Annotated in this window: 11 protein-coding genes; 1 reads left to right on the plus strand and 10 read right to left on the minus strand. The window is 59.2% G+C overall.

The window, feature by feature from the left end:
• Positions 1 to 561 precede the first annotated feature (561 nt).
• A complete protein-coding gene (locus LPU83_RS64420) occupies positions 562 to 933 on the minus strand; it encodes a hypothetical protein (RefSeq protein WP_024314415.1) in 372 nt (123 codons plus the stop codon).
• A 240-nt stretch (positions 934 to 1,173) separates the two neighbouring features.
• Between LPU83_RS64420 and LPU83_RS64425 the strand changes: the two genes are divergently transcribed.
• Complete coding sequence (locus LPU83_RS64425; RefSeq protein WP_029709971.1) at positions 1,174 to 2,211, plus strand: right-handed parallel beta-helix repeat-containing protein; 1,038 nt, start codon at positions 1,174 to 1,176, stop codon at positions 2,209 to 2,211.
• 39 nt (positions 2,212 to 2,250) lie between these two features.
• Here the strand turns inward: LPU83_RS64425 and LPU83_RS64430 are convergent, their stop codons facing one another.
• The 9 genes from LPU83_RS64430 to LPU83_RS64470 all read right to left on the minus strand — a co-directional run bounded on the left by LPU83_RS64430 (position 2,251) and on the right by LPU83_RS64470 (position 20,277).
• A complete protein-coding gene (locus tag LPU83_RS64430) occupies positions 2,251 to 3,543 on the minus strand; it encodes a tetratricopeptide repeat protein (RefSeq protein ID WP_024314417.1) in 1,293 nt (430 codons plus the stop codon).
• A gap of 24 nt (positions 3,544 to 3,567) precedes the next feature.
• Positions 3,568 to 6,447: a tetratricopeptide repeat protein gene (locus LPU83_RS64435; RefSeq protein WP_024314418.1), complete on the minus strand. Its 2,880-nt coding sequence runs from the start codon at positions 6,445 to 6,447 to the stop codon at positions 3,568 to 3,570.
• 274 nt (positions 6,448 to 6,721) lie between these two features.
• Positions 6,722 to 9,670: an SEL1-like repeat protein gene (locus tag LPU83_RS64440; protein WP_024314419.1), complete on the minus strand. Its 2,949-nt coding sequence runs from the start codon at positions 9,668 to 9,670 to the stop codon at positions 6,722 to 6,724.
• Positions 9,667 to 10,836 (minus strand): alginate lyase family protein, encoded by a 1,170-nt coding sequence (locus LPU83_RS64445; RefSeq protein ID WP_024314420.1) that lies wholly within the window; start codon positions 10,834 to 10,836, stop codon positions 9,667 to 9,669. The genes LPU83_RS64440 and LPU83_RS64445 overlap by 4 nt, the downstream gene beginning before the upstream one ends.
• The gene (locus LPU83_RS64450) at positions 10,833 to 14,549 is read right to left on the minus strand and encodes a NosD domain-containing protein (protein ID WP_231052115.1); all 3,717 of its coding nucleotides are present in this window, start codon (positions 14,547 to 14,549) and stop codon (positions 10,833 to 10,835) included. Before LPU83_RS64450 ends, LPU83_RS64445 begins: the two co-directional genes overlap by 4 nt.
• A gap of 116 nt (positions 14,550 to 14,665) precedes the next feature.
• On the minus strand, positions 14,666 to 15,796 hold the full coding sequence (locus LPU83_RS64455) for a PilZ domain-containing protein (protein ID WP_024314422.1): 1,131 nt from the start codon (positions 15,794 to 15,796) through the stop codon (positions 14,666 to 14,668).
• A 10-nt stretch (positions 15,797 to 15,806) separates the two neighbouring features.
• Positions 15,807 to 17,462, minus strand: a complete 1,656-nt coding sequence (locus LPU83_RS64460; RefSeq protein WP_024314423.1) for a glycosyltransferase — start codon at positions 17,460 to 17,462, stop codon at positions 15,807 to 15,809.
• Between the two features lie 111 nt (positions 17,463 to 17,573).
• Positions 17,574 to 18,965 carry a nucleotide sugar dehydrogenase gene (locus LPU83_RS64465; protein WP_024314424.1) on the minus strand — a complete coding sequence of 464 codons (1,392 nt, stop codon included), beginning with the start codon at positions 18,963 to 18,965 and terminating at the stop codon, positions 17,574 to 17,576.
• A gap of 490 nt (positions 18,966 to 19,455) precedes the next feature.
• On the minus strand, positions 19,456 to 20,277 hold the full coding sequence (locus LPU83_RS64470; protein WP_024314425.1) for a carbohydrate ABC transporter permease: 822 nt from the start codon (positions 20,275 to 20,277) through the stop codon (positions 19,456 to 19,458).
• Positions 20,278 to 20,279 lie beyond the last annotated feature (2 nt).

The raw sequence follows: 20,279 nt of genomic DNA on the forward strand, positions 1-20,279 counted from the left end.
TCACCACGCCGCTCGACATAGATTAGTCGAATCAACCAGTTAGATGACGCCCGCTGGATCGACGAGACAGGTAATATCGCCCTCTCGAGCAGACGCTCGCACCGGCTTCCACTCGTGTACAAGGCGACCAAGGTTGGGCGTTTGGCAGGTCTTTTAAGGTATAGGCGGAAAGCTTTCGCGCAGCATCTGCGGCTCATCGCAATCGACAACGACACAGAATTCCAAACGATGCCGATGGCTCAAGCCACGACTGGCCATACGACTGGCGCGTCCTCAAGAACGCTATTTGCCACGGCCATGAGCGCGTCTTGAAATGGCCTCCGGTCGCCCGAGAATTGGATGAATTGTTTTGGGCTCGTCGCCCGCGACAGCGGCTCAAACCGCGTTCGCTTGCCCGCTGATGACAGGCACGGTCGTCGGGTCGTGGAGGGCTCGCCTCCTGGAGCATTCGACGCACAGGCGGTCGACGACTGGTTGGCGCCGGAGCCCGCTTGCTGATGGCAATCGGACTTGTGCGAACGGACCAACGTCTTCGCTCCAGCGCCGTTTCCAGCCGGTTTCCTATCTCACCGCGTCTAGCTTGTTTATTGCGAACTGATAGTGGTTGCCCGTGCCCCCGCGGCTGACCACCAATTTGCGCGTCTTGGTTATGATGCGCGCGAAGTTTCCATCCGTCGTGATCGACCGCGCGGTCGAAATCGTGGCGTAGCTTTCTCCGGGGAATTTCTGCGGACATGCCTTGCCACCGATGGCATAGATGCGTGCCCCGCCCGTTTCGTATCGTTGTTGAATCGGCCGGCCATTCGGGTCGGCAAGGACCTTGCAGCCCGGCGCGTTTGGTACCGGAATAATCCGGTACCAAGGGCTGTCGGCGACAGCGCAAGGCACGGACAATGACAGTAGGGCGGAGACGACAAGGAATAATCTCAACATGATCCAGCTCCTTCGTTGTCAACAATGTAAAGCTATATTAACACAAGCTAATCGACAAGATTTTTTCGAATCTCAAGAAGAAAAACGAGAGACGATCCGAGCTTGTATCAATGATTTGACATAGTCTTGTGAGAAATTCTTTCTATGTTTCAGCGGGCGTGAATGTACGTTGATCTTGCCGTCTGCAAGCAATGCTTTCACTGGCAGCTAAATCCTTCGGCGAGTGCGAAGAGGTTCACAATGGCTCACGGATTTTTGGCGTCTTTTCTTGTCGTTCGCATGTCGGTTTTCTGCAGCTGCGCGGCGTTCGCCGGTGCGAGTTTCGCGGCGACACTTGATGTTTCTCCATCGCCAAGGCGCAGCATCCAGGCTGCCCTCAACAAAGCAGAGCCAGGTGATGTGATCCGGCTTAAACCCGGAGTGTATTATGAAGATTTCAAGACGGTCCGAAACGGCAAGCCCGGCAAACCGATCGTGATCACCGGTCCTCGGTCGGCAATCGTCAAGGGAGCTGGCGCGCCGAGGGTGATCGAAATCAACCACGACTATACGGTGCTGCGCGGATTCACCGTCGATGGAAAGGTCGGCGCCGGTAACAACAAGAGGAGTTATCGCAACAAGCTCATCTATGTCATCGGCAAGACGCGTGGAGACGGCGTAACGGGCCTGCGAATATTGAACATGTCCGTCAAAAATGCCGGTGGTGAATGCATCAGGCTTCGCTACCAGACGCGTCGAAACGAGATTGCCTATTCGCAGATCAGCAATTGCGGCCGCTACGACTTCGCCTTCAGAGATGGCGGCAAGAACGGCGAGGGCATCTACATTGGCACCGCGCCGGAGCAGCGGGGCGCTCATGGAGCTCCGGACCGATCCGTCGACGCCTCAGACGGCAATCTCGTCCATCACAATGTCATCGACACCAAGGGCAACGAGTGCGTTGATATCAAGGAAGGGTCAAGCCGTAACATCGTCGAGCACAATCAATGTTCCGGCCAGAAGGACAAGAACTCGGGCGGCTTCGATTCTCGCGGCAACAACAACGTCTTCCGCTACAACACTGTTAGCAATGTGCGAGGCGCTGGGGTGCGTCTCGGTGGTGACAGCGACAAGGACGGCCTCCACAACGATGTCTATGGCAACACGTTTCGCAAAGTCGGAGTAGCGGTCGTGCGCGCAGAGCGCGGTCCACAGGGCAAGGTGTGCGGCAACACCTCGCAGAGCAGTTCCGAAAAGAAAAAGGGCAAGGTACCGGTCGAACCACTCGCCAAATGCTGACGGTTGCTGCCGCCGCAGCCAGGTGTCTCGGTCCGCTTCTCAATTGGATGACAGCTTCTGAAGTGCGGCCTGCGCCAGGGGATATCCGCCCGCTGCCGACTTTTCCAACCACTGCCGACCTGTCGCGTCGTCCTGCGCGTCGTCGGTCGACTGAAGCATCATCATGCCCAGAAGATATTGCGCCTCCGGATCATTCTGCTTGGCTGCGCTTTCGCGATAGGTCTGTGCCTTCTCAAGCGAGGCATCGACGCCGGTGCCGTAGTAATAGGCATTGCCAAGCACCTTTGAGGCTCTCGCATATCCACTGGCTGCAGCCGACTGAAGACTGCCGATGATCTGGTCCTTCCGGCTCTTGTTGACATCGGAACGCGACAGAGCCCGTGACAGATAATCGATGGCATCAGCGTTGCCGCGTTCCGCCAGGGTCTGGAATATCGAAATTGCCTCGTCGACCGCCTCCGGCTTGTCCTTCTTCCACAGGACCTGTGCCATCACCTTCAGCGCATTTGGATCGGCCGCCCGTCCCTCCGCCCGGATGGCAGCCATCGCTTCGTCCTGTACCGATGGTGGGTAATCGAGATTGAGCAATTGCTTCGCGGGCCTGCCGGCGTCGAGCGGATTGAGCGCTATCGATTGCAGGAGCAAGTCTGAGCTCACCGCGACATCGTCCGGCGTCTTGCTGAGCACGATGCGCTTGGCAATCTCGGTGTAGAGCTTTGCTCGGCGTGCCGGTTCAAGTCGAACCGCCCATTTCTTCGCCTCAGGGATGTTCTTGGGGGTGCCGCGGCCTTCGGCAAGAGCGAGCGCTGTCGCCTCGATGCCCTTGGCATTCCCGACAACAGCTGCCCATCGATACCACTTATAGGCCACCACGTCATTTTGCGGGACATCCAACCCGGCGTATTGAATCAATCCGTAGGCCGCCACGCAGCTCTTGCACCCACGCATGGCCTCCGCCGCAAGCGAGCGCAGGACGGCCGGGGTTCTGTCCCCAAAGGCATACTCGTTCATCAAGACGCCCTTGGCGAGAAGCCGTGTGGCGTCCCGCGACGTTGGACCTGCGAGCAGAAGGGCGAAGCCATAATTGGGATTGCGCACCTTTCGCTCGGGTGTGGTCAGTGCCGCTGTGGCGATCAACAGACGCTTGGGCAAGGGAAGCTTGACCGCCGCATTGACTTCGGGCCAGCCCTTCGCGATCCGCAGCTCCTCCCAATTCGCGTATGTCTCGACAACGGGCCTTGGCGTCGGCTTCACGATCTTCGCCGCTTCAGCGGTCGCGAGTGTTGATGTTGCCATCAGAGCGGTCAGCAATATGCGTAGGATGCTCTTCATGACGCCTACTCCTGCATTGACGTTTCAGTTTGCCAGGTCGACCGACTTGGTGAGCCAGCGCTGCGCTTCTTCGGTATCAGCTTTTGTGCCGAAGCCGATCTGCAGCGCGATTGCATATTTCTCAAAAGCGCCGCGGTAGCCCGCATGCGCCGCCTTCGAGAGCCATTCAGTGCTCTTGGCATCGGAGTGCTCGAACCCGTGGGTGCCAGCCGCGTAGAAATCGGAAACGTTGAGCATGGCGGCTCCATTCCCGAGCGCTGCTGCCTTCAGGGTCCAAGTTTTGGCTGCTTGCGTGAACGCGGGGCTGCCTTCGCAGAGCCGCAGATAAAGCCTGGACAAGAGGGTTGCGACCTGCTGTGAATTCTGCGCCGCGAGATCGCGCAGCAGCGCTTCCACCTTCTCGTCACCGCGTGTGGCATCGTCGAGCGTGGTCTGCTGCGACAGGATCTCTGTCACCAGGCTTTCCAGGGCCCCCTCGTCGCCAAGCCTCGCGCTTTTCACCAGCCACATGTAGCTGGTCTTGTCATCCATCGGCAAACCCTCGCCGGTGCCATACATCCGGCCGATCTCGCGCATGGCCTCGCGCTTTCCACCCTCGGCAGCGTCCTTCATGAGCTCGATTGCCCTTGCCTTTTCGGCCGGCCGTTCGTTCAGCAGAAAACGGGCAACCTGGTATTGCGTGCTTGGATCCTTCGTGGGCTCGGCCATCACTTGATCGAAGAGACCGAGATAGTCCTGCCTGAATTGCGGCATGGTTCGTATCGCCAAGGCAACCTGTATCTTTTCCTTCTCCAGGCAAAGCGGCCGGCTGAGGGCGGCCTTCAAAACGGTTGCCTGGCGCTCGGTGTCGCCTTCAAGTTCGGCTCGCTTGAGGAGCGCGCGCAAATCGCCAGACGCGTTGGCGCGAGAAAGCCATTGCTGCCAATCCGCTCCACCGCCGTCGGCGGCCGCCACCTTCATGTCCACCAGCCGCAACATGGCCGGGATACTGCCCCTGGACGCCGCCTCGACGAAGACGGATGTGGCCCTCTTGGGATCTGGCTCGAGTGTTGGATCGGGATCGATGTAGAGCCTCGCCAGCTCGAAGAGCACGTCCGGATTTCCGGTCGGAGCCGACGCCTCCAGCATCGCTCTTGCCTTGATAGCGTCGCGCTCCTCTAAGGCATCCGGCGACAGAAGCGCTCGCGCCTCGGTCAACGTCGCAACGCCAGGATCGGCTGTCATGGCCCGCTGGTGCCAGGTCTTGGCCGCGGCCGCATCCTTCGGTGTTCCGCGGCCGTTGCGATAAGATTGGCTGACACGCATCATGGCTTCGACATCGCCTTGCTTAGCCGCTTGCACGAGATAGTCGACCGCTGCGGCATCGCCATCAGCTGTGCGGTTGGCAAAAGCCTCGTCTGCAAGCCTCAAGAGGCTTGCCGCGTTGCCTGCGGCCGCCGCCTTTTCAAGCCAGACGCGTGCCTTGGCACGGTCCTTCTCGACACCCGTTCCACAGGAATAGAGAGATGACAGCTCGCTCATTGCAACCCCGAGGCCGTGGTCGGCGGCGGCTTTCAAATACTCCAGTGGATCCTTGTCCAGCCTTATCGATGGCTTTTCACCGGAGGCAAGGTTGTAGAGTTCGAATGCGGAACGCGACGAGCCAAGATCGGCCGCCTTCGTCAGCGTTTGCTTGGCGAGCTCGAAATTCGGTGCGCCAGCGCTGCCGCGCGCATAGATGATGCCGAGTTGCTCCAGTGTGCGCAGGCTGGCGTCCGGCAGCACAGCCGCCTTCTGCAGGCTTTGCAGCTCGAGACCGGGATCTGTTCCGGCCCCGTAGGCACCACGATAGTAGGCGGCCTTCATTTCATAGGCGCGCGGGTTGTTGCGCTCTGCTTCCTGAGCCAGCAGTTTGAATGCTTCGTCCTTGCCGCTACCTTGTTGTGAGGTTGAAAGCAGGAGATCAGCAAGGGTCAGCCGGCTTGCTGAATGTCCAAGCGCTGATGCTTGCCTCAAAAGCCCGATTGCCAGCTGCTGATTGGCGACAACGCCATTGTCCTCAAGGTAGCGGCGCGCCAGTGTTGACATTGCCCTGACATCACCGAGCTTTACGGCAGCTTGCAGCCATTCTGCCGAGGTCTGTTTGTCATCGAGCCCCAAATCGGGATCGATCAGGATGTCGGCAAAACCGGTCAGGACGCTACAATCGCCGGTGCCCAGCCTTTCCGACATCTTCGAGATCGCGCGATCCAGATAAACCCGGCTGGTGTGCGCGGTCTCTGCCAGTTGAGGATTGCGGTAGTAGAGGCGCGCAAGCTCAAGCTCGGCGTTCGGATCGCCGGCATTTGCTGCCGCTGTAAGGTATGCTTGTGACGTCTTGAGGTCGGCCGGCACGACCTCCCCTTCGCGATAGAGTCGGCCGAGAAAGGTTCCCGCCTCGATCGTCCCGCGTTTGATTGCCTCGGCCTCGGCCCTGACGATGTCATCGGCGCGCAGAGAGGCATCGTCGTCATCGGCCAGAATGCGACCGTAGAGATGGAGTGCCCGACCTCTTCCGGCAAAAGGCACCTGGCTGAGGTAAAGGGCCATGCGTTCAGCGGTCGCCGGGCTTCTCTGATATTGACTGTAGGGGTTGAAGAGCGTTTGCGCGTCCTGCAGCATGTCGTCGGGCGAGATCGTGCTTTGGCTCTTGCCGTCAAAGCGGCTCCAGTTGCGTGGCGCAGGTACCGCAGGCGGCGCGACACAGATGTGCGAGTAGTCGAAATCCGGGCTCAGTGGAATCAATGTCTGAGTGGCGGTGGCGGCAACGACGTTCGTTGCAAGACCCGGCGCGCAGAAGGCAAGCGTCGCTGCGAGCGCGGTCTTTCGGAAACGCCCAAGCCGGCGGCCGGCGGCCGCACCCCAAATCTCGTTTCCGTGCGACATTTAAACGCTACCTCATTGTTTGCGACCGTCATCACTCTCGTGCTTTGCCGATCTCATTTTTTCGAGCATGCGCTGGCTTGCCCGCGCGATAATCTCGTTCCTCACCAGGACGACCCAGTTGTGGGTCGGCCAAACTCCACAATCGCTCCGGGCCGGCACGATGAGCGCTGTACAGGCAAGGACACGGGAATTGCGCCCTCGGTTTCCCTCCAGGTTCAAATCTGCGAGCGATGGGCGCGGTATTCGCTTGCGAAATGTGACGCTGCGTTGGCGCTCACTCTTCCACATCATTGTCCTCGACCCCCTGCAGCGATACGGAAGACATGTCTTCCGCACCCATTCTTTTGAGTTTCTTTGCGGCTTGAACATGCTGGAGGGCGCGCGCTCTCTGCAGCCACTTGATTGCTTCGGCCTTGCTTGCGTCCGTATTGGCGGCTTCAAGATCCAGGGCCAGATGGAACATTGCAGCGGCGCTGCCCGCATTTGCCGCTCGCAGCTCCCATTCGCGCGCCTTCTTCGGATCCTTGCCAACGCCGACGCCGAATTTGTAGACCTCGGCCAGTCTGTGCATCGCATCGGGAGCATCCCAGCCGCTGCTGGCCGACGCCCGTTCCAGCCACAGGATGCCAGCCTCTGGATCGCGCTGGGTGCCGAAGCCGGATAGAAGTGCGACGCCCGCTCCGATCATCGCCGATACGTGACCTTCCCTGGCGCCGCGCATGTTCAGTCTGAAGTTCTGGGACGCGTCGACCTCGGGACCGATGGCAGAGCCATATGTCTCCGCAAGATCGTGCCAGGCAAAGGCAAAGCCGTGCTCGGCCGCAGAGCGCAGCAGCTGAACGGCCTTGTCTTCCTGCCTTTCGACGCCGCTGCCCCAGATGTAGGCGAGGCCAAGATCCCGCGTCGCCATCCGGCTTCCCGCATCAGAGGAAATCTTCAGGTAGGTCGCCGCAACAGCCAGATTGCGTTCAACGCCTCGCCCTTCCCGATAGGCGCGCGCCATGCGCAAGTTGGCGACCGGATCGTCCGGATGGAGTGTGATCACCGCGCGGTAATAGTTGACGGCCTTCTGGCCATTGCCTTCGACAAACTTGCCGTCCATGTAGAGGTCGCCAAGTTTCAAGATGGCATCGACATCGCCTTTCTGGGACGCCTGCTCCAATAGTTCCAGGCCGGCGGGGACATCTTTGACATCTCCTTTCCCCTCGATATAGACGCTCGACAGGGCGACGGCAGCACCGGGAATTTTTGCGCCGGAAAGCTCGCGCAGCATCGCGGCTCCCTGGAGATTGAGGCGTATATCCGACGGCATCAGCATGACGCTTGCCAGATGCACTTTCTCACGCGGAACATCGCTCATCGTCTTCAGGGCCAGTCGCAGCCATTGCGCCCCGACATTCGGATCCTGCGCCCGTTCTGACGCATATTCGTAGAGCTCTACAGCAGCCGAGCTGTTGTTCTTTCGAGCGGCAGCGGTCAGCCGATCGATCGCCTCGTCCAGCTTGCCGTTTGCTTTGAGGAATCGCGCCATTTCGACCGGCGCTTCCCGGTTCCCTGCCGCGATCGCATCGGAGAAGGCCTTATGTGCATCGTGAAATGCGGTCTCCCCGCCACGCGAAAGATAAAGGTTCGCCAAACTGACCAAGGCATCGGTGGCGCCAAGCGAAATTGCCTTCTTGTAGAGCGCGACTGCCCTATCGAAATCCTGGCCGACGATTTCGCCATCGGCATAGGCCTCGGCCTCCTTCAGCATGGCGCTCTCGCTGCCGGCTCGAGAGGCGCGCTCGATATAGGGGAAGGCTTTCCTGCGCTTGTTCACATCGGCGGATGAGAGGTAGACCTCGGCCAGGCGATTGAGCACCTCGACCGATTCGGCTGCTGCAAGCGCTCTGCGATAAAGGTCGATAGCTTTCGTCTCGTCCACCTGTCCCATGACGCCTTTGGCGTACATGTCGCCGAGCAGCAGCTGTCCAGTGACGCTTCCCTTCGCCGCCAGCCCGCTCAGCTTTTCAAGTGCAAGGGCGACGTTTTCTTGGCTTCTCAGAGACGGGGCATCGATAACCAGATGCGCAAATCGCGTGAGGGCGGCGTTGGAGCCATTCCTCACGCCAAGCCGGAAAATGCTTGCGGCGCGCGTCTGGTCGATGACGACACCTGCTCCGTCGCGAAAGCTCTCGCCGATCCGGATCAGATCGTCGACGTTAGCCACGTCGCCGGCCATTGTAGCCTCATAGAGCTGGTCCGACGACTGCCTGCGCTGCTCGGCCGTTTCCTGCAATGCCTGGGAATAATAAAGGACCGCCGTCGCGTCCTTGGCGTCGATCAGTTTGGCAATCCAAACGTCGTATACGTCCGGTGGAACTTTCAGCGGACCGGCATCAGCAAAGTCCCGCACCAATTCCTGCGCGGCTTCGATCGATCCGTCGCGTGCGGCTGTTTGGTATTGTTCGACTGCGGCTGTGGGATCGAAGAGCGGCGTGTCGGGATTGCCGAGCAGACGTGCCACCCACACGACGGCTGCCGATTGGCCCAATTGTGCCGCCTTTCGATACCAAGCCAAGGCCTCCTTCTGATCCTCGGCTTTGTCCGACAGCTTTCGATAGTATCCGCCGAGATCGAAGGCCGCGCCTGCATCCCCTCGCGCCACGCGCTGACGCAAAAGGTCAAGCCCGAAGCTCGTCATCGCAGCGGCCTGTGCCGGTGTTGCGCCGGAAAGCTTTGCAAGCTCGAATGCCGCAGCGCCGTCGCCGAGGCGAAGGGCAAGATTGAGGTTGTCGCGCGCGTCCTGATCGCGGCTTGGAAGAGATGCGAGCTTCTGCCCGCGGATATAGGCCGCCTCGGCATTGCCCGTCTTGATGACGGCGTCGAGGAGTGCCAGCGCACGGTCGACGTCAACCGGTCCCCCCTCGCCTGCCAGCATCATCTTGGCGAGCAGCAGTTTTGCTTCCGCCTGTCTGGCGCCGGGCAATGTTACGGCTGTCTCAAGAGCTTGGCGTGCTTTCGGGAAGTTTGGCACCCTCAACGGATTGTCGGCCGAGACTGCCAGTCCGCCCCGCAACTGCTTGGCAACCCTCAAAAGCGCCTCACCATCCGTCTGCTGGATCAGTAGATCGACCTGCTCGGCTGGGGTTGCCGTTGGCTCTGCGGCTACCATGATCGGCGCTGAGACGGCGAGATAGCCGGCTGCAAGCAAGATGGAGAAGTGCCTCTGGCGCGGTCTCATCCTTGCCTCCAGAAGCAGGTGGCGTTGCCGCCGGCGAATTCGTCGATGAGAGGACGTTCGTTTGCTCCTTCTCGTTCGAGGAGGGCGCCTGCACGCCGTTGAATGAAGTTCGGTGGTTCATGAGCGGCCACAGCCTCGAGGAACGCCAGGTAGTGGCGTCCGTTGCCCCTGTTTTCGAGGAAGCCGAAATCCGGCTTCATGAAGTCCTGTTCCGGTCCGGGAATGTAGTTCTCGGCGGAGTAGGCTTTGACCAGGATCGGGTTGGTCATGCCATTCATCCAGTAGGACAGGACCGTCCACATGGATTTCTTCCTTCCATCGACGGCAGCCGTGGCCTCGAACAGGGCGTCCTGCCCGCCGGCAGCAATTTCGGCCATGACGGTCATGCTTGTCAGCGACTGGCGCATATACCAGAGTGCGCGCGCACCGCGGCGGGTTTCGAGAGGAAGGCTGCCGTCGGCACGGGCGTCGTTCAGGATGATACCAAAGCGGTCGAGCCCCTTTTGATAAAGCTCCTGGTCGCCCGTCAGGCTGCCCCAGGCCATCAGCACGCTGTCGGCCAGATAGCGGTGGTTGTTGTAGTCGACGCTTCCCTCGAAGATCTGATCGGTTCGTCGCACCAGCGGATCGATCCAGGCGATCAGCCTCTGCTTTTCTTGATCACCGAGCCCGTCGCGGATGATCGAATAGGCCACGACAGTCGGCAGCATCAGACGTTTCAGAGCGTAGTAGGCGTCGTGAATCTTTTCGGTTTCAGAGAATGCGCCGGCGTCAGCCCATTTCAGCAGAAAGGCCGTGAGCATCTCCTCGGCCCGTTTGTCACCGGCAAGCGCGCGGCCGGACAGGACCATGACCGCCCAGGCGTACTGATTGCCGGACCGGTCCGTGCCGTATCCCTGTGTGGTCGTCAGACCCTTGATAACCTCGATGTTCAGCCATTTGGCGTCGGCGTCGACCGCAAGGCACGCCTTGCGAGCATCAGATGATGGGTTCTGCGCGAGAAAATCCTTGCGTGCCTTCACGTCAAAGAGGCCCTGATAGCCGCCGTTTGCTGCCTGCGCCACGGATGCCTGTGTCGCGCCCGGCACCGCAACCGCACTGAGGACGGCCGCTAGCAGGGCGATCCCGCTGCGTGCCGCGAGAAAAGAGTGAGCCGCATTTTTCAACTGCTGTCTCCTTTTCCATGGAAACTTTCAAACTGCACGGAGCCGCGAGCGTCGGTGCAATTGCCGGAAGTTTTGCTGTCAAAGAAAAGTGCATCGTTCTCCCCCAAGAACCCCGCCTCCCTGAAGGCGCATTCGTAATTTTCCGGCCGCTGCGGACGGCATGTGGATGCGATCGCCACGTCCTGATGCCCGTTGAAGCGCAGCACGTGGCCCTCGAACGGGCGTGTGTCGCCGTCGAGGAGACGACCTTCCTGATTGCGGAATTCGTTCTTTGCCAATGTGAGTCCCGAGACGCCGGCGGCCTTTATCCCCTTGCCATTTGCAGAGATCAGGTTGCCGGAGGCGGTAAAGGTCGTCAGTGGCACATAAGGATCCATCACCAGATCGCGCTTGTGCTCATCCTGTGCGAGCGACAGGTCGCTGATGTAGCCGCTGATCGCCTCGAGCTTGTTGCGAACGATGGCGTTGTCATGGACACCGATGTCCCAGCTGTTGCGCATGCGCACGCCGGAGCGGCCATTGTCGACGAACGCGTTGGCGACCGCGAGATTGCAACTGCTCTCGAAGAATGTCAGGCCATCCTGGTCGTTCCTAAAGGAAAGGTTGCCGTAAACGAGATTGTCGACGCTGTCGCGGTCGAGCATCAGGCCGGAGCCCTTGTTGTGGAACACCATGTTGCCGATTTGCCAACTGGCATCGACACCGCGGGAGATGATGATCCCATGCTTGACCATCGTGTCGTGCGCGGTGTTGAGCGCAATCAGCAGCCGCTGCGAGCGGTCGTGGGGATCAACGCCATAAAGGACGTTGTTTGCGTACTCGTTTCCGATAAGCGAGATGTCATCGGCCTCATAGGAATAGAAGCCGTACTCGAAGTTGTGAAAATAATTCTCGACGACGATGCCTGTCGGATTTCGCAACTGCTCGCGAGCCTTGGCAATGGTCTTCGGTCCGGCCGAAAACGTCAGGCCGAAAGACTTCGAGGCTGCGTACCCCAGCGAATCCAAGACCGATCCGCCAATATACATTTCGGAATTGCTCCAGCCGACGATGAAGGGCCGGAATATACCGCGCGTGTCCTTGCTGGAACTGCGCGGCTTCAACAGCGCTTCGTCCCATGAGGTTACGGTCGTGTCCTGAATGTAGAGCCTGCCGCCGACCGCCAGAAAGGCACCGGCAGTGGCCGACAAGCGATAGGTAGACGCCTCCTGACCGGACAAGATCAAGCCTGCCTTCTCGCCGACGAGCAACGGCGCGCGAAGCGTCACGATGTCGCCGTCCCGCTCGACCAGCGGCTCGCCGGCCATGCTATCGAGCTGCATTGCCAGACTGCCGAGCGTGTAGACGCCGCTTTGAATGACGATGATCCGCGGATAAAGAAGCCCTTGTGCGCGCGCAGCGTGGGACAGACCGGTAAATCCGCCTGCGAGATCCTCCATGAATTTGCTTTCATAGGGACTGAGGTTTCCGAGCGTTATCGAGATCCGTCCCGGCGTCGGCAGCGGTACCATCGAGCGCGTCGTCGCGGCTGTCTTGCTTATGTCGGGGTATCCGTATTTGGCAAGCGGGGCGCTTATGACGGATGTCGTGCGCAGAGACATTCGGCCATCGCTGAAGACAGGCGTCGAAAGGTGGGCCGGGTCTTCGTCCATAGCCGCCAATGCCACCTTCTTCAGCCAGTCCTTATACTCTGAGGGGTCGCCCTTGCCGATTCCCCAACCGAGCCGGTCGAGGTGACGCAACTGCGCTTGCGCAATGGCGCGAAAGGTGCGCACCCGAAGCATCGGATCGTGGAATTCCCTGGTGGCAAGAACGGCCGTCTCGACGTAGGCCGGATCGTTGGCGGCCGCGATCATCACCTCGGCTTTGAGCATCTCATCGCGGGCGGCGGGCTGGCTTTCGAAATAGGCGATGGCGTTCTTGGTGTCGCCAGACAATGCAGCCCGGCTTGCAATGCGTCCTGCTGCTTTCGCCTTCAGCTTCTCGTCGGAAATCTTGCTGACGAGCTTTTTTGCAAGCTCGATCTGGTTGGACTTCGACAAATAGTCGATAATGTCGAAGAACAGGTCGTCGCGCTTGTCTGCCTCGTCCACCCCGCCTGCATACGCGATCGCCTGGCTGACGACATGTTCCGCCTTTTCGGCCCCATCCGTTGCCGATATTTCCTTGGCAAGCCGCAGGAGCGCTTCGACGCGGTATTCCGGTTCCCTGATGGACGTTGCAAGGCCCATTGCGTCGTCGATTTTGCCGTTGCGCGCCAAGACCCGGACAATTTCCGATTGCACGCGGCCCTTGTCTTCGTCGTTTGCGATCTCGTCAGCGATCTTCGTTGCGGCATCGAGGTCTCCCTCTCTCGCCTGGGCGCGACCGATGCCTGAAAGCGCCTGCTCCCGGTCCTTGAGTGTGGTGATTTTCGGGAGAAGCGCTTCGGCCTTCTTCAAATCGTCGCTGTCTGCAAACGCCTTGGCAAGATTGCCCAGGGCATTGGATGCACCTTGCATGTCAGTCAACTGATCTGCGAACGCCTGGGCGTCATCAAAGCGCTTGAGGTCGGTTGCCCCACCTATGGCTGCAATCAGGGCGGCTTCCTTGGCATCGCCGCTCAACACTTTGACGATCTCCGTGCCCCGATCGTACTGCTGTGTTGCCATCTTCGCCAGCCCGCGATCGCTGAGTTCGGAGGCAAGCGTGAAGTCGATCTCTGCGAGCCCCGGGCCACGTTCCATCGCCCCGGTCATTGCCGTCGCGTCGATCAGACGGTCGGCATCGACGCGGTTCTTGACGATGCGGACGATCAGGTCTTCCTGATCACTCCGATCGGCGAGGCTCGTGGCGAAAACCGGGAAAAGGTTCACTGCATTTGCTTTGAGCGCTGCGCTCAGGACCTCGTTGACGATGTCGGCGCGATGTTCGGACGATTCCGGATCGACGGCGAGCGCCAACAGCAGGGCCTCATCTATCCGCCCGGCCTTTAGTTCGGTTTTCACTGTTGCCGAGATGTCCTCGAATTTGGCGTCTTTGATGTCCTTCTTGCCGAGTTTCTTATCGCCGAGCAGGCGCAGGGCGATATCGTAGCGGGCAAATCCACGCATGCGAGCCGGCCACATCCCACCGACGGCCCTATTGATGATGTTGGAGGTCAGCTTCGGTTCGACATAGGCTCCGACCTGGGCGATGTTGTTGAGCGCGGCATTCTTCTCATCCGCCGAGGCAAGCTGTGCGCTGACATCGATTGCCCTTTCCAAGAGGGTCAAGGCGGCATCGTGGTCGCTCGCGATCTGTCGCGCATAGTCGGCCAGAGCCGATACTTTGAGTTCCGGCGCCGACAGGGCGTCGATAAGATCGTCGATCCTCAGTCTTGTCGCGACGCGCGCGTCCGGGTCGGCCCCCTTGTCGGTCAGGCTTGCGAAGGTGGCGCTCAGGGTACCCGTTGTGACGACGTCGGGCGTAATGCCGTCCGCCTCGAAATTGGCAATGCTAGTTCTGGCAGAACCATCACCACCTTCCGCGGCTGCCGCGAGCGTGGCCAACTGGTCGCGGGCGCGGTCATAGGCCTTGATCCGCTCAGCGGGCGTCCTTGATTTATCTACGTCAAGAACGGATTGCCGGATTTTCTCGACGATCTGTTGAACACTGTCCGATGTCTGAGCAAATGCCGGAGAAATCCCGCTTGCCCAAAGCAGAGCTCCGGCAGTCAGAGCTGAGGCGGTCAATTTCGCGAGGTCTCGTTTTGTGCACGTCATACGCATTAACTCCCTCGTCATTCCTTGCTATCGAACTCGTCCGATACGATTTGCTCTCACTCACCTGGTTGGCTGGAGCGCTCCTCTTATCCCTTGGTTTCCGCCGCTGGTCGGCTCTCGGTCCCGGTCGTGTCGACGAAGCTCTTCAGTATTTGCGGCGGGGTCCTGGTCGTCCACGGCGAATGCACGAACCGCACCGTCACCGGCGTTCCGACGATCGAGGCGAGATCTGCGTCGCCGACGTCAATGTTGATCGGGATCTTGTTGCCAGAGGCAAGATCGGTGCTTGTCAGCTTCGGCAGATCGCGGATGGCAGCATTCGAAATGCTCTTCCCATCGGGAAGCTCGACAAGAACACGCGCGCCCTTATAGAGACGCAGGGCTTGGGAATAGTCCACCATCGCCACGACGTGCGGTTTGGCATTCTGCATGCTCAGTGAAAGAAGCCGTTGTCCGGCTCGGACCTGGCTGTCCAGTCCGACCTGAACGTCCTGAATGATGCAGTCACAGCGCGCCAGCACGGTGACACTGCGGTTGTTGGCCGTGGGCAGGATCGTCGCCACGGGATCGCCGGCCTTCACCGCGCCTTGCGTCACGATGTTGGTGACGACACCGTCTGACGGCGCGATCACGGTAGCCGAATCGATCGTCACAAGGGACTGGTCGGCGCGGAACGTCCAGAGCCGCTGATAAAGCGCACCCCATAAGAAAAGCAGCACCCCGATGCCGAGGATCGACGTTACGACAATTCGCAGCCACCGCCTGGCCACCGCCTCGTACCACCCGCCAGCGGCGTGTTCCTCGGAGCTGCCATCCTTCTTCCGACCACGCGGATCGATGGATCGGCTCGACAGATCCAGGACGTCGTTGAGTGTGACGACCTCGCCACTCAGATGAGCATCACGCACGTAGCGCAGAAAGCGGAGCTTTTCCTCCGTCAGCGACATGTACTGAAAGCCTGTGCGTCCCTTCGTCGGGTCGCAGTAGCGAACCTGTGCATCCACCCTTAGCGTGAAGACAAAGCCGTCGAAGGGGAATTCAAGGTCAACTGGAAATGTCTTGAATTCGGGCAGCACGGTCTTGCCGGTCGCCACCCCCACACCACCAACCGACCAGTCGAGACAGGTGTAGCGGTATCCGTCGATCACGCATTTTAAGGGAAGTTTGTAGCGCGCATGCTGGCGTTGTACATCCGCTTCGAACTTTACGACGTTCATATCCACTCCCTCAATTTACCGGGTCCAGCCCGTAGGCCATTGCAAATATGGGTGCTTCCGGAATTGCCAGTTGTCCGAGGACAACGGCGACGATCGTCACGAAAACGGTGAGCGCGATGACATGAACAAGTGTTGACGAGGCGTCGCGAACGCGGCTTTCGAAGCGTGTCCGGTTGTCTAAAAGCGTCGTCTTCTGACGCGTCCACTTTTGCTTGTTCAGGTGGAAGAAGATGTAGGTTTTGACGACCGATCCGTAGATCTGATTGAAATAGATGAAGAAGGGGTAGAAGGCCGAAACGCGGCGGCGCGAGTTAAACAGCATCAGCGTCAGCAAATAGCGCGTTGCGAGCACCCACAGAAGGTAGATGAGGAAGGCGAACGGTGCCTCGAACAATCCCACGAGGAGAACCATTGCCAGTCCAGCGAGCGAGGTCCACATCGAGACGCGTTGATCGAAGATCGTCCACCAGGTGAAGAAGCCGATTTTCGATGGTCCGAGTGCCAGCGCCCGTGAATTCGTGCGCAGCATGTTGCCGAACCAGCGCACCATCAACTGTGTCGCTGCTGGCAGGAAGTGTTTGGACGGTGGCTCCTCGACGGTCGCGACGACAACGTCTGGAATGTAGAGCATCTTGTAACCGTTGCGCAGGAGCCAGAACCAGCTCGACTTGTCGTCTCCGGTCAGGAACGTCAGCCGGCCGAGCCGCCAGTGATCGACGTAGTCAGATTCGACCTGCCTCACGAAATCGGGATCGCAGACAATCGACGCCCTGAACATCGACATCCGACCCGTCAGCGTCAGCACCTTGCGTGACAATCCGTTCGACGACATGAGGATATGGCGCTGGGCAAACCGCAAGCTGTACCAGATATGGAACTTTGCCTTGCCATGCACATGTGAGACCTCGTCGGTCGTCAGCGCGCCAACGCTGCGATCGGCCCGGAAAAAGCCGATACATTTGCTGACGAAATCAAAAGGTACGATCGAGTCGCCGTCGATTAGGGCCACCACATCGTCCGCCTTGGGCTCCTGCCGACAAATCGCACGGAAGGCATAAGCCAGCGCATCGCGCTTGCCGGTCCCGGCGATGCGTGTGATGACAAGGCGAACATTGGTGTCTTCACCGCAGATCAGGCGGTAAAGCAGTTTGATCAGACGCTGGTCTCCCATCTCGACGATGGAGGCGACCACGGTCGCGCCACCTGGTGCCTGCTTTGCGGCTTCAAACGCGGCGCGGTAGACGGCTGAAGTCGTATCGCCGTCGATGCGGAAACTGGTGACGAGTAGGAAAACATGTTGGCTGCCCTCGATGTCAGCGCATTCACGCATCGCATCGTCGGCCTCGGCGCGCATTTTTGGAAAGACGATCGAGCGGTAGATGTTGGATCGCACAAAATGCGCGAGGCCCCAGCCATATCGCCAGACCGCGAGGAAACCGAGGCCGAAAAGCGCACCGGAATGGGCACTTGCAAGACTATCGAGGGGTGTTGCGGAGGCGATGCAAAGGATCAAAGCGATATAGACGAGATGGGCTTCCAGCGTTTCGCTCCAGGCGACGAGCCGTGAAGCGGATCTGGGGTCACGACCGTCGGGCACCTTTGCCAGTAGACGATCTACCGGCGCGGCAACTGCTCCATAGCCATCGGCATACTGCGTTTTTGCCATTACTCCATGCCTCGGTGATCATGCCGTGCTGCTTCTCGAGAAGCGCGGGCCTCCTCCCGTGTATACCTGACCAGATGCGCCGGCCCTGTCGGGCGGCCGGCGACGTGCATGTCACCAGCACAGGCCGTGATAGATGACGTTTCTGTTTTCCGGTCTTTCGATGCGCGCCAGATCGATGACGGTTACCGGCTTGCCGGCGGTTTCGATCGCATCCTTCAGACCGGGGTACGTGTTGCCGACGACAATGACTTCGGATGCAGCGATAACGTCCTTGATGCTGTCGTGGAGGAGCGGCGCTATATGCTTGAGAAAATTGCGGCCCTGGCTCGCATCCCTGGCAACATGGGGATCGTAGATCAACACATCCTTGCCCTTGCCAAGAAAACCCTCGACGAGTTCAAGTAATGGGCTTTCCCTGAGGTCGTCTGTATCGGCCTTGAAGGTCACGCCGATGAAGCCGATTGTCTCATGTGAGGCTGCGTCGACCAGCGAACGGGCATGATCGATCTGAACAGCATTGGCAAGCCGCGCGGCGTCCAGGACCGGCGTCGGCACGTTCATGGCGCGCCCGAGTGCCGTCAACGCCCGCAGATCCTTCGGAAGGCAGGAACCGCCATAGGCGAAGCCCGGCTTCATATAGGCCCGGGATATATTAAGGCGCGTATCGGAGCACAGCACATCCATGACGACGTGGCTGTCGATGTTCTTGGCCTTGCAGATGTTGCCGATCTCGTTCGAGAAGCTGATCTTGACGGCATGCCAGCAGTTGCTGGCATATTTGACGATCTCCGCGCAGCCCATCGGAATGACATGCGGTGTGACGCCAATGTGGCCGACGAGCGTCTTCAGCGCATCAATGGAGCGCGTATCATCCGCATACTGCCCGAACACGATCGCACCGGGCTTGTAGTAGTCGGCGATTGCCGTGCTCTCGCGAAGGAATTCGGGGTAGTAGGCGACGCCGAAATCACGTCCGGCGATCTTCCCTGAAGCCTTCTCCAGCGTTGGAATGACGAGGTCTTCCATCGTGCCGGGCAGGATCGTCGAACGCATGACAATGATATGAAAGTCGCCCTTGTGCCGCAGCGCATTGCCGATGTCTTCGCAAACCTGACGAACGTGATCGGTGTTCAAGGTGCCATCCGACTGGCTCGGTGTTCCGACACAGCAAAACGAGATATCGGTATCGTTGATGGCGTCGACTGCGCAGTGGGTTGCGCTCAAAAGGTCGTTTGCGTGCGCGTGTTGCAAAAGCTCGTCCAGGCCGGGCTCGACGATCGGAGCCAGACCTCCGGCAAGACGCTCGACCTTAAACCGGTCAGGATCGACCGCCACGACGGCGAATCCGTCCTTGCTGAGGCATGCGGAGAAAACGCAACCAACATAACCAGCGCCAAAGACACTCACGCGATAGGGACGGGCCTCGGCGCTTGGATAGTAATTGTCTAGAACGGCGACTTTTTGTTTGGAGGCAAGGCGGACCGAATTCAGCTCAAGTTCCATGTTTAACCTCGTCTGCGCACAGTTAAACTCTCCGGAGAATTTCTTCGCGGAAACACCTGCTTACAGTCTAAGGAAACCCCCACGAGACGTAGTTTATTAACCGTCTTTGTTGTCGCGGTGACAATTATGCTAAGCGCAAATAACGATGTATGCAATAGATAAAAATTAGAGAAACATAATATAGATTTCGGCTGCGTTTCTTGAGGTTTAAATAAGTAAAATAAATCAAACGATTATGGGTGACGTTGGAAGGTGCGCAGCGCAATGTCCGAGCCAAAGGCTCTTGCTTTTCACGGTTAACCACCAGCTGTTTTGCGTTCAAATCAGCGCAGATGAGTGTATTTCATTCTGGGACTTCGCAAGATTGCGCACGCTGCCGCCAATACTTTCATGAGAAGTATTTATTGCTATTTGGCCGTAATGTTTCTGTGAACCGTGCTTCACCGTGCCGCGCCCGTGGGATTTACAAAGCTTCAGGGCTGCCAGGTGGTCACCCCTTCACAGCGCCTGCGGTCAGCGAGCCGGAAATCTGTCGATACATGACGAGACCGAGCACGGCGGGTGGCAGCGCGCCGAGCATCATGACGGCCGATGCGGTTCCCCACTGCACCCCGCCTCCGCTGGCGGCAAAGAAGAAGGAAGCGCCGACGGTCATCGGGACTGCCTGGCTGGTCGTCAGCATGAGGCCAAACAGGAACTCGTTCCAGGCAGTGATAAAGCCGAAGATGAAGGTTGTCACCAATGCTGGCCGAACGACGGGCCTGATGATCATCACCATCACCTGCCACGTACTGGCGCCATCGACTTTCGCGGCCTCGTCGAGTTCCAGAGGCACATCGGAAATGGCGTTGACCATGATGACAAGCGCAAGTGGTGTATTGACGATCGTCAGGATAAGCCCCAGCCCGAGCTGCGTATCCAACAGACCAAGCCATTGATACATCATGTAGAGCGGGATTGCGAAGATGATCAGCGGCACTGCCCGCAGGTTGATGATGATCGGCAACACGGTACGCTTGCCTGCCTCGCTTCGGGCGATGACATAGGCGGCCGGGAAGGTGAGAATGATCGCTAGGCTCGTGCCGATGAGCGAAGCGATCGTGCTGTTGAAAAGGTAGGAGTAGATGTTGAACCGGTCCGTCTGCGTCAGAACGCGAAGGTAATTCTCCAGCGTCGGCTGGCTGACCCAGAGGCCGGCGTTGACCGATAGTTCTCTCGCACTCTTCAGCGAGGTGACGAATGTGACGATGACCGGAAAGTTCATCGCCAGGGCGGCAGCCGTAAAAACGATCCAACGAGCAGCGTTCAGCATCG

The sequence above is a fragment of the Rhizobium favelukesii genome, from assembly GCF_000577275.2.
GTDB classification, from domain to species: Bacteria; Pseudomonadota; Alphaproteobacteria; order Rhizobiales; family Rhizobiaceae; genus Rhizobium; species Rhizobium favelukesii.